Source organism: uncultured Ruthenibacterium sp. (assembly GCF_963558415.1).
Classification (GTDB): domain Bacteria; phylum Bacillota; class Clostridia; order Oscillospirales; family Ruminococcaceae; genus Ruthenibacterium.
The window spans coordinates 1-11,738 of sequence record NZ_CAUWGY010000074.1 but is presented as its reverse complement, the minus strand read 5'-3'; the positions used below and the strand labels follow the sequence as shown (position 1 = coordinate 11,738).

9 protein-coding genes and 1 riboswitch are annotated in these 11,738 nt (G+C 47.0%); of the genes, 7 read left to right on the top strand and 2 right to left on the bottom strand.

Features of this window, described 5'->3' with window-relative positions; genetic code table 11:
* Positions 1-1,013, bottom strand: a 1,013-nt coding sequence (locus AB5H98_RS10735; RefSeq protein WP_367925897.1) for a MalY/PatB family protein, incomplete at its 3' end; no start/stop codon positions are given.
* 106 nt (positions 1,014-1,119) lie between these two features.
* Here AB5H98_RS10735 and AB5H98_RS10730 point away from each other — a divergent pair.
* From AB5H98_RS10730 to AB5H98_RS10715, 4 genes are all read left to right on the top strand, one after another.
* Positions 1,120-1,704 carry an SOS response-associated peptidase family protein gene (locus AB5H98_RS10730; RefSeq protein WP_367925896.1) on the top strand — a complete coding sequence of 195 codons (585 nt, stop codon included), beginning with the start codon at positions 1,120-1,122 and terminating at the stop codon, positions 1,702-1,704.
* Positions 1,705-1,844: 140 nt separating this feature from the next.
* A riboswitch (Lysine riboswitch) is annotated at positions 1,845-2,015 on the top strand.
* A 137-nt stretch (positions 2,016-2,152) separates the two neighbouring features.
* Positions 2,153-3,070, top strand: a complete 918-nt coding sequence (locus AB5H98_RS10725) for a transporter substrate-binding domain-containing protein (RefSeq protein ID WP_367925895.1) — start codon at positions 2,153-2,155, stop codon at positions 3,068-3,070.
* 26 nt (positions 3,071-3,096) lie between these two features.
* Positions 3,097-4,002 carry an amino acid ABC transporter permease gene (locus AB5H98_RS10720; RefSeq protein WP_367925894.1) on the top strand — a complete coding sequence of 302 codons (906 nt, stop codon included), beginning with the start codon at positions 3,097-3,099 and terminating at the stop codon, positions 4,000-4,002.
* Positions 3,999-4,739 (top strand): amino acid ABC transporter ATP-binding protein, encoded by a 741-nt coding sequence (locus AB5H98_RS10715; RefSeq protein WP_367925893.1) that lies wholly within the window; start codon positions 3,999-4,001, stop codon positions 4,737-4,739. Before AB5H98_RS10720 ends, AB5H98_RS10715 begins: the two co-directional genes overlap by 4 nt.
* Positions 4,740-4,818: 79 nt before the next feature.
* Here the strand turns inward: AB5H98_RS10715 and AB5H98_RS10710 are convergent, their stop codons facing one another.
* A complete protein-coding gene (locus tag AB5H98_RS10710; RefSeq protein WP_367925892.1) occupies positions 4,819-6,084 on the bottom strand; it encodes a glycosyltransferase family 2 protein in 1,266 nt (421 codons plus the stop codon).
* A 273-nt stretch (positions 6,085-6,357) separates the two neighbouring features.
* Here AB5H98_RS10710 and AB5H98_RS10705 point away from each other — a divergent pair, with 273 nt between their 5' ends.
* The 3 genes from AB5H98_RS10705 to AB5H98_RS10695 all read left to right on the top strand — a co-directional run.
* Positions 6,358-8,907, top strand: a complete 2,550-nt coding sequence (locus AB5H98_RS10705; RefSeq protein ID WP_367925891.1) for a cation-translocating P-type ATPase — start codon at positions 6,358-6,360, stop codon at positions 8,905-8,907.
* Between the two features lie 57 nt (positions 8,908-8,964).
* Entirely contained in the window at positions 8,965-9,654 is a 690-nt protein-coding gene (locus AB5H98_RS10700; RefSeq protein WP_367925890.1) for an anaerobic ribonucleoside-triphosphate reductase activating protein, read from the top strand.
* A gap of 121 nt (positions 9,655-9,775) precedes the next feature.
* The coding region (locus AB5H98_RS10695; RefSeq protein WP_367925889.1) for a ribonucleoside triphosphate reductase at positions 9,776-11,738 on the top strand (1,963 nt) is incomplete at its 3' end.

Sequence of the window (11,738 nt, the reverse complement as noted above, 5' to 3'; positions counted from 1 at the left end):
GTCCCTTGAGGTTTTGACAGGCTGACTCCCTGGAAGTGTTTGGTGATGTAATCATAGGCATAGTTTACATTTTCAGTCAGCACATGACGAAGCTCATCCAGCCATATCTGACCTTCTTCTTTATAGGCGCCAATCAAAGCGTGCATGCTCAATACGTTCATGCTATTATAATAAGACAGGGCGGATTCTTTCAATACTCGATCATGAATCCAAGAATTGTAAATGATATGATAACTTCCGACCAAACCGGCAAGGTTAAAGGTTTTGCTGGGAGCATAAAGTGCAACGGTTCGCATTTTTGCATCTTCACTTACAGACTGAGTAGGAATGTGATGGTGACCCTCCAAAATCAGATCAGACCAAATTTCATCCGATACAACATACACATCGTACTTCTGGAACAAGGCCATGGCACGCTCAATTTCCCAACGCTCCCAAACACGACCGCAAGGATTGTGCGGCGAACAAAAGACCGCAGCGTGAATTTTTTGCTCGCGCAATTTTTGTTCCATATCCTCGTAGTCCATCCGCCAAATGCCGTTTTCATCCTGTTTCAAAGGGCTGAGGACCATATCGTAACCGTTGTCCACGAGGCTGTGAGTAAACCCTACATAGGTGGGGCTGTGCAGCAGCACTTTGTCCCCTCGAGAGCAGAAAACGTTGAGAGCGCTCACTACGCCGCCCAGAACTCCATTTTCGTAACCGATGTGCTCGGGCCGAAGACCATGGACTCCGTTGCGAACTTCCTGCCAGTGAATAATTGCGTCATAATAGGCTTGTGTCGGGGAAAAATATCCGAAAGCAGGATGCTCTGTGCGCTCAATCACCGCTTGCTGAATGGTCGGAACTGTAGGAAAATTCATATCAGCGATCCACATGGGAATTAAAGAAAAGCCATCACGAATTTTCACATTTTTTACGCCCAGCATACCAGAAGCAAGCCCTTTGTCTAACTCCATCGCGACCGCGTCTTTTCCACGCCGGTCCATGATGGATGTAAAATCATATTTCATAGCCTTTCCTCCTATATTTTTATGGAAAAATGCCGCCGGAGCGGCCAAAACGGAACTGCTCTTTTATGATAAACCGTTTGTTTGAAAAGTGCAAGGAGAACCTTTGATGTGTAGCAGATATCAATTTGTTTTTGAGAATTTGGAGAAGTGGAACACGCTTATTTTCAAGGCTTCACAACAGCAAAATCTGGGAAAATGGACCGGTGGAGAAATTGCGCCTGGAATGGAGGCTCCGGTTTTTGTTGCCAAGGATGGACAAGTGAAAATTTGTTTCCAAAGATGGGGGATTCCCGTTTCGAGCGGCCGCATTGTAATCAACGCGCGCGCAGAAACCGTTTGTGAGCGTCCGTTGTTTAAAGACGCTGTTCTTTACCGCCGATGCGTCGTGCCCACCACAGGGTTTTATGAGTGGGACGCGAGCCGACATCGCTATCTTTTTAAAAATTCTAGTGAAAAGGAATTGTATCTGGCCGGAGTATATGATTCGAAACAGGGAAGAGACTGTTTTGTGATTTTAACAACTTCTCCCAACGATTCGGTGCGCGCCATTCATGATCGTATGCCGATGGTTTTAACGAAATTTCAGGTTCGTGCCTGGCTGAACGATGCGCAGCAAGCCATTCAACTTTTGCAGCAGGTTCCGCCAGAACTTGAAAGCATGTGCGAAGATGGTCAATTGTCTCTTTGGTAACAAATTTGAAAAAATATACAAGTTTATGTGTGGCATAGTAACTAAATCAATGTGTAGCACTTTAATCTTTTTTAGATGAATGTATAAAGATTTTGTTTTTAGTTGACAATACCACCATCACATGCTATGATACAAAAAAATCAAATGGTTGAGGCGCGGAGGACGAAGAGTAACGCATGGTTCGGCTGGCAAAAGCCGTTGCGTGAAAGGCGTCAGCCGCCGAAATGGGTCGGCTTTTTGTCAGGCTTTCCTGTTGGGCTATTGTAATAAGATGCAATAGACTGTCACATCTGTGAAGCGCTTCCATTGGTGAGAAATACGGTTTTATACTGCTTTTTTGACCATGAGGTATCTGTTCACAGATGTCTCATGGTTTTTTTGTTCGTTCAGCGCTGAATAAAGAAACATTGAGTTTGAATTTTTAAGCAAAAGAGGAGAGGGATCAATTATGAATCGCACTTTGAGAACACTTGTTGCTGGTCTTCTGACCGCGTCTATGCTCATCGCTTTGACTGCTTGTGGCTCCACTGGCAGTTCTTCCACCGCCGGAACACAGAGTACATCGGGAACATCCTCCACTTCCGCATCCGCAACTGGCACAAGCGGCCTGGAGGACGGCGTTCTGACTGTAGCCATGGAGTGTGCTTATGCTCCCTATAACTGGACTCAGTCGGACGATTCGAATGGAGCTGTCCAAATTAAAGGTTCCAGTGATTACGCCAATGGCTACGATGTTATGATGGCGAAAAAAATTGCGGATGCGCTGGGAGTAGAATTGGAAATCGTACGCTCTGATTGGGATTCTCTTGTGCCGGCGGTACAGTCTGGTACAGTGGATGCCGTCATTGCTGGCCAGTCCATGACCCAGGAGCGCAGTGAGCAGGTGGACTTTGCAGGCCCCTATTTCTATGCTTCCATTGTGTGCTTAGTCAAATCCGATAGTCCTTATGCTCAGGCCAAGGGTCTGTCCGATTTGGCGGGTGCTACTTGCACTGCTCAGATTGCGACCATTTGGTATGATACTTGCCTGCCCCAGGTTGAGGGCGTGACAATCCAGACTGCCGCAGAATCTGCCCCGGCGATGTTGATGGCGCTTGAGACCGGTACAGTGGATTTTGTGTGCACCGATATGCCTACTGCGCAAGGTGCGGTGCAGGCCTATCCGGATATGGTCTTGCTTGACTTTAGCGACAGCGACGACAACTTCGTAGTAGACGAAGGCGATATCAATATCGGCATTTCCATGAGAAAAGGAAACACAGAACTGAAAGAAGCCATCGATGGTGTGCTTGCTGACATGACTGCGGATGATTTCAATGATTTGATGGCGCAAGCCATTTCCGTACAGCCTATTTCTGAGGGCTGAGCTGGATAGAAAGGAACTGGATAGGTATGGAGAGAATGGTTCAGCTTGGCAATGACATTGTGAAGCTGTGGGATCAATACTGGCTTTCGTATTTGACAGGTATGCGTGATACCTTGCTGTTGGCTTTGGTGGCAACAGTCATTGGATGCCTGATTGGGTTATTATGTGGCATTTTAAATACGATTCCTTATGAGCCGGAGGATTCGGGGGTCAAACGCTTTGTTTTAAAATTGATTCGTGCAGTTGTGCGAGTTTATGTAGAAGTGTTTCGTGGAACACCGATGATTCTGCAAGCAGTATTTGTCTATTACGGCCTGCCCTATTTGACGAACAGCGCCATGCAGTTCAGCAGTGTGTGGGCAGCTTCTATTCTGGTCGTTTCCATTAACACCGGCGCTTACATGGCAGAATCTGTTCGCGGCGGCATCATCTCGGTGGATCCGGGCCAGACGGAAGGCGCAAAAGCCATTGGCATGAACCATTTTCAAACGATGACAAGCGTTATTCTTCCGCAGGCGTTGCGCAACATTATGCCGCAGATCGGCAACAACTTCATCATTAACGTGAAGGACACGTCTGTGATGTTTATCATCTCTTTTACCGAATTCTTTGCAGTGCATCGCGGTGTAGTAGGCGCTACGTATATGTACTTTCCGTCCGCGGCGATTGAGATGGTGGGTTATCTCGTTATGACTTTGACTGCGTCTGCGCTGCTGCGCTGGATGGAGAAGAAGATGGATGGACCGGAAAACTTTGATTTAACAGTGGCGGATCCACTTGTTCCGGGCGAAGGAATGCATCGTTACAAAAAGAACCCGAAGGAGCCTAATACCGATTATCGTATTCAGGAGCGTCAGGCAAACGTGAACGATGTATTGAACAGCGATCGGCCGGCGGACCGTTATACCCGCAAAGGAGGACGTTCCAAATGAGTCAGCCCATCATTGAAGTAAAGCATTTATCAAAAACATTCGGTACACACCAGGTACTGAAAGATGTGGATTTCACAGTGAATGAAGGAGACGTCACCTGCGTCATCGGGGCCTCTGGTTCGGGAAAATCGACGCTGTTGCGGTGCATCAACCTTTTGGAACATCCGAGCAGCGGAGAGATTCTGTTTCATGGAAAGCCCATTACCGGCAAAGAAGCGAATCCTTGTAAGTATCGTTCCCGTGTAGGAATGGTTTTTCAGAGCTTCAACCTTTTTAACAATATGACGGTTTTGGAAAACTGCATGGCAGGTACCATCAAAGTGCTGAAAAAATCTCCGGAAGAGGCGCGGCAGACGGCACTCTCCTTTTTGGAAAAGGTGGGCATGGAGCAGTACATTCGCGCAAAGCCTCGGCAGTTGTCCGGCGGTCAGAAGCAGCGTGTGGCCATTGCGCGGGCATTGGCCATGCAGCCGGAAGTATTGCTGTTTGATGAGCCGACCAGTGCATTGGACCCTCAAATGGTGGGAGAGGTTTTAAATGTAATGCGTGAGCTGGCGAAAGAGGGACTCACGATGATTGTAGTGACTCATGAAATGGCGTTTGCCAGAGATGTATCCAGCCATGTAGTGTACATGGCCGATGGTGTAATTTGTGAAGAAGGAACGCCGAATCAAATTTTTGAAACACCCCAAAATGAAAAAACAAAAGAATTTTTAGCCCGTTTTAACCGCGGATAAAAAATAGCCGGAGATTTCACTCCGGCTATTTTTATAAAAGAAAAGGGACGAGTATACTCGTCCCTTTTTGTATGATGTTTTAGCGGATTTTGGCAACATCGTCCAACGTTTTTACGCTTGTATGCGCAATGGGTCGCCATACGTTTTCCTTTTTTACAAAGCTTAGAAGCGTTAGAACCATATGACTTAATGCAAACATCCAGAAGGTTGCAATGCCCCAGCCCATACCGTGGAGAGTGTCCTTTTTTAACATAACGGTAATGGCGGCAGCGGCGGCTGTACCAATTCCGCTTAAGATCAAACCGCCTACGGTAAGAATTAAGGCCGCCACAATTCCGTTAAAGAAGATGCTTCCGATAACAAAACCCTTACCGGCCAGTAGCAAAATGGTGCCGGTCAATCCAAGGATAGCACCTGCCAATTGTGCAAAAGGCGTCAAGAAAGTCAAATACATATCAAAGCAGATGACACTGCGGCGCAAAACCATTTCCCGGAACAAGAGACTTCCATATGTCTGAAGACCTTGAAGACTTCCCGTGGTCCAACGACGCCGTTGCCGCCAGCTTTGCGTGAATGTAAGAGGCTGTTCGTCATAGATGACCGCATCCGGAATAAAATCGACGCGTCCACCTGCGATGGCACATTGTGCACTAAACTCATAATCCTCGGTCATAGTGCAAGTATGCCAGCCACCAAGTTTGCGGAGAAGATCGGTAGTTACGGCAAATCCACTGCCATTGATGAGAGAGGAAAGGCCGAGTGTTGCACGTGCTCCGTTGTAAAACCGATTTAGCATCCAGTAGCAAATGGAATAGCAACCTGAGATGGCGCTTTGTTCAGGATTCTTAGAATCGCGGAATCCTTGAGCGACCTGTGCGCCGTTGCAAAGTGCATCGTTCATGCGTTGCAAAAAATTCTCGTCGACCAGATTGTCCGCATCAAATACGCACATGGCATCAAATCTTTCCTGAAGAATCACTTCATCTACAATCTGTGTCAGAACTTCTCCTTTGCTGCGGATAGTACCGTGAGCAGTAAAGATGCGCGCACCATGCGCAAGCGCAATGGATTCGGTTTCGTCGGTGCAGTTGTTAGGGGCAACAATGACTTCAAATAAATCTGTCGGATAATTTTGCTTGCGCAAACTGTCCACCAAATTCCCAATTACGAGTGCCTCATTGCGCGCTGCAATCACACAGGCAAATCGTTTGCTCGGTTCATAGGATGGAACGGATTTTGTGCGGCGGAATAGTCCCACCAATGCAATAGCGCCAAAGTATAACGTATAAATTCCCAAAAGGATACTGCAAATCATCACAATACGTGTCAGTACAAGAAATGCCATGAGAATATGCTCCTTCCCTGAGCGGCCAAAGCCGGCCTTTTTAATTTATCTGAAACATACACGATGCGGCGCCGTTTCGTGTATGTTTTTTTGCTTGTACCTATAATACGAAACAAACCGAAAGATGTCTTCACTTTTTTTGAAAAATTTTCTTAAAGTTTTGGAAAAGAGAGAATCGCAAATATGTAGACAGGCATAGCTCTGTGGAATGACACATATTTTTATTACAGAAAAAGGCAGATGTGTCTACCCGAAAAAGGAGAGAAGCGTAGTATGAGGCAGACGGAAAAAGGTTTGACAGAAGCTCAGGCGGCCGCTCGCTTGGGGCAGGTGGGAGAAAACCGCCTTGCCGGAAAAAAGGGGCCAGGTATGGCAGCAATGTTTTTTTCTCAGTTCAAGGATGTTATGATTCTAATTTTAGCGGCGGCTACGTTGATCTCGGTTTTAATGGGGGAAGGCACCGAAGCAATTACCATTATTATTATTGTACTTATGAATGCGACAATGGGCTTCTTTCAAGAATACCGAACGGAAAAAACTTTGGAAGCCCTTAAGGAGCTCAGTGCACCGGTAGCAAGAGTCCGGCGTGGCGGTGTTGAAAAAAACGTCAGCGCCCGGACAATAGTTCCAGGCGATATTCTTTTATTAGAAGCTGGCGACAAGATTGCAGCCGATGGAACACTGAGTGAGGGAACCCGATTGGCGTGCAATGAATCCATGCTGACGGGAGAGAGTCTTCCGGTCGAAAAAAAGAATGGAGATCCATTGTTTATGGGGTGTGTTGTCACCGAAGGCCGGGGAGAGGCGGTTGTGACCGCCACAGGAATGTCGACAGAAATGGGGAAAATTGCCGGATTGATGGAAGAAGCGGCAGAGGACCCAACGCCGTTGCAGAAAAAACTAAAACAACTGGGAGTTTTTGTGGCTACCGCTTGTGTCATTGTATGTCTGGCGGTGGCATTTCTGGGATTTTTGCAAGGAAATGGATTTTTGGAAATGCTGCTTACAGGGGTGTCCCTGGCAGTTGCTGCAATTCCCGAGGGATTGCCTGCAATCGTCACGATTACCTTGGCTTTAAGTGTGGGGCGCATTTTGCGCAGAGGCGCAGTGATTCGTAAGTTGCACGCGGTAGAATCTCTGGGATGCGCAGGAGTCATTTGCACGGATAAAACCGGAACTGTCACGCAAAATCGAATGACCGTTCAGCGGATTTGGGTTCCCGGTCACATCTGCGAGGTTTCCGGAACAGGATATCATGTAAAAGGAGAAATCACGGAAAATGGTCGGACCGTAACAGCCCCTTTTGTAAATGATTTATTAAGAACAGGAGTACTTTGTTCCACTGCCCATATTGAACAAAAGCAGGGGGAGTATCGAGTAGATGGTGATCCCACAGAGGTGGCTGTTCTGATTGCCGCGGCCAAAGCAGGATTGACCAGGCAAAAATTGCTGCGCAGCTATACCATTACCGGTGAAAATCCTTTTGATTCTAAGCGAAAGTGTATGAGCGTGTCTGTGCGGTCCGGACATGGTCAACAATTGTGTTGCAAAGGTGCTCCGGACGTGCTTTTGGATCGGTGCAGTACAATTCAAACAGAACAGGGGATAAAAAAGCTGGGTCAGCGGGAGCGCAGAGAGGTGGAGGCTGCCATGGCTGCCATGGCTCAGAATGCGCTTCGTGTATTGGGATTTGCAGTAAGTGATACCCCGGAAAAGGGAGAGAGTGACCTGTGCTTCTTGGGGCTTATGGGAATGCAGGATCCCCCTCGGCCCGAGGTAAAGCAGGCGGTTCGAAAATGTCGAAGCGCAGGCATCAAGCCGGTCATGATTACCGGGGATTATCGGGAGACGGCGTTGGCAATTGCAAAACAAACGGGAATTGCCGGAATCAATGATGGCGTTTTGACTGGAAAAGAGTTGGATGCCATGTCGGATGAACAACTAAGTAAGGTGTGCATGCATACTGCCGTCTACGCACGTGTAACACCAGCCCATAAATTGCGCATTGTACGCGCGTATAAAAAAGCAGGGCAAATTACGGCGATGACTGGAGATGGAGTAAACGATGCGCCAGCAGTAAAGGAGGCGGATATCGGGGTTGCCATGGGGGCTACCGGCACAGATGTGACCAAAGAGGCATCCAGTGTAGTGATTTTGGACGATAATTTTGCAACCATTGTTTCCGCAGTGGAAGAGGGACGAGTAATTTATCAGAATATCCGGCGTTTTATACGGTTTCTGCTTACCTCTAACTTAGGAGAAGTCTTGGGAATGCTATTCGGAATGTTGCTGAGATTACCGGTTATGCTACTTCCCATTCAGATCCTTTTGGTAAATCTGTTTACCGATGGCCTGCCAGCGATCGCACTGGGAATGGAGCCCCCTGCCAAAGATATTATGGAGCGTCCTCCTCGGCCAAAGGAAGAGGGACTATTTGCACATGGCCTGGCGCGTACTATCTTGATTCGAGGAACGATGTTGGGGCTTGCTTCCAGCGGAGCCTATTGGGCGGTCCTTTCTACTGGGGGAGATATTACTCTTGCCCGAAGTGCGTGTTTCATGACCATTGTGTTTTCTCAAATGCTTCATATTTTTGAGTGCCGGGGAGAAGGACTTCATTTTGGGGGGAATCCAGCACTGTTGGGCGCAGCGGGACTCTCTTTGGCCTGTACGGCATTGAGTGTTTACCTGCCTGTATTGCAGAAATTTTTTGGAACATCTCCAGTGCTCGGAAAGAATCTTTTTATTGTCGCGGTTGCGGTTTTGGCGGGACCGGCAATTATGACAATCATTCGGCGAGTACGTCGACTCTTACAATCTTGAGGTCTGTTTGACATCCACAAAGCGGCGTCGTATATTGAAAAAAAGGATGTGAAAAAAATGAAACTCGCAGGTCTTCAAAAATTGACACTATTGGACGATCCGGGACATGTGTCCTGCACAGTGTTTGTTCAAGGTTGCAATTTTCAATGTCCGTTTTGCCATAATAGCGAATTGATTCCTCTCTCGACTGATGCGGAGCTGGATGAGGAACAGTTGTTTTCCTTTCTTAAAAAGAGGAAGGGGATTTTGGACAGTGTTTGCCTGACCGGTGGAGAACCTCTGCTTTGGACACAAACATCTGAATTGATTTTGCGCATCCGACGGATGGGATATCGCGTAAAATTGGATACCAACGGAAGTTTTCCGGAGCGCCTCGAAACATTGGTCCGAGAGGGAATGGTCGACTATGTGGCAATGGATGTGAAAAACAGTCCCGTCCATTATGCACGGACCGTAGGGTGTTTGCATCCTCCTTTGGAGACTGTGCGAAAAAGTGTCGAACTGCTTTTGTCTGAAAAAGTGGATTATGAGTTTCGAACGACTGTGGTCCGCGAGCTGCATGATGTTCAGGACATGCGAGCCATCGGCCACTGGCTAAAGGGAGCTAAACGCTATTTTTTACAGAATTTTGTTTGCTCACCCCAGGTGCCGGATCAGAATCTGACACCCTTTTCGAAACAAGAACTTGCGGTTTTACGTGATACCGTGTTGGAGTTTGTTCCCAACACACAAATACGAGGCGAGTAAAACCACAATATGTTGTGTTATATTTTTAACTTTTCAATATATATTGATAAAATGGAAGGGCGGTGTTATACTAAGGATATTCAGCCACAACTGAAATATCCGCAGAAAGGAAGCAGTCTTTATGTATCAGGTAAAAAAGAGAAACGGTGAAAATGCCGCCTTTGACATTCAAAAAATATGTGCGGCCATGGAAAAGGCTTTTGATGCGCAGAAGCGTTCTTATCATCCTAGCGTCATTGAGCTTTTGGCCTTGCGAGTTACGGCGAATTTTGAGCCCAAGATAAAAGACGGCTTCATTTCGGTGGAAGATATTCAGGATAGTGTCGAGAAGGTTCTCAGTGATGCAGGTTATGCAGATGTAGCAAAAGCTTATATTTTGTATCGCCAGCAGAGGGAAAAAATGCGCGCAGCGAAATCTACCATCCTGGATTACAAAAAGCTTGTGGATGACTACTTGAAGGTAAATGATTGGCGTGTGAAAGAGAATTCAACTGTCACGTATTCGGTGGGCGGGTTGATTTTGAGCAACAGCGGCGCAATAACGGCGAACTATTGGCTGAGCGAAGTATACGACGACGAAATTGCACAGGCACACCGGAACGCAGACCTCCATCTGCATGATCTTTCGATGTTGACAGGTTACTGTGCCGGATGGTCACTGAAACAACTCATTCAAGAAGGTTTGGGCGGAATTCCGGGAAAAATCACGTCATCACCGGCTCGGCATTTGGCAACACTGTGCAATCAGATGGTCAATTTTTTGGGAATCATGCAAAACGAATGGGCGGGTGCGCAAGCTTTTTCTTCTTTTGACACGTATCTCGCACCTTTTGTCAAAATAGATGGACTGTCTTATGAACAGACGAAAAAGTGTATTGAGTCTTTCATTTATGGTGTGAACACTCCAAGCAGGTGGGGAACACAGGCTCCTTTTTCCAATATTACGCTGGATTGGACGGTTCCTTCTGATTTGGCAGAGCTGCCGGCAATTGTAGGTGGAAAAGAGCAGGATTTCCGTTATAAGGATTGCCAAAAAGAGATGGATATGGTGAATAAGGCCTTTTTGGAGATTATGCTGGAAGGTGATGCCAATGGTCGCGGGTTCCAATACCCGATTCCCACATATTCCATTACCCGCGACTTTGATTGGTCTGATACCGAGAATAACCGTTTGCTGTTTGATATGACCTCCAAATATGGAACACCGTATTTTTCTAACTATATCAACAGCGATATGCAGCCAAGCGACGTGCGCAGTATGTGTTGCCGTTTGCGTTTGGATTTACGGGAGCTTCGCAAAAAGTCAGGAGGTTTCTTCGGGTCGGGCGAATCCACAGGAAGCGTGGGTGTGGTCACCATCAATTTACCGCGGATTGCGTATTTAGCCGCGGACGAAAAAGATTTTTATAGAAGACTCGATCACATGATGGACATTGCCGCACGTTCTCTCAAAATGAAACGTACTACTATTACAAAATTCCTGAACGAGGGACTTTATCCTTATACAAAGAGATATCTGGGCACATTCCAAAATCACTTTTCCACCATCGGCCTGGTTGGAATGAACGAAGCCGGATTGAACGCAAAGTGGCTGCACAAAGATCTGACAAGCCCGCAAACACAAGAATTTGCCAAAGAAGTCTTGCTTCATATGCGTGAGCGCTTGTCCGATTATCAAGAGAAATATGGCGATTTGTACAATCTTGAGGCAACGCCGGCAGAAAGTACAGCCTATCGCTTGGCGAAGCACGATGTGGAGCAGTTCCCGGATATCATCACTGCTAATCAGCAGGGAACGCCATACTATACAAACTCTTCGCATCTTCCTGTTGGATATACGGACGATATTTTCTCGGCACTGGACATTCAAGATCCCTTGCAGACGCTCTATACATCCGGAACGGTCTTCCATGCATTTTTAGGTGAAAAGTTACCCGATTGGAAAGCGGCTGCAAGACTGGTGCGAAAAATTGCGGAGAATTATCAGCTTCCCTACTATACACTTTCTCCAACTTATTCTATTTGCAAAGAGCATGGTTATTTGTCGGGTGAACAATACACATGCCCGGTGTGTGGCGCCGCTA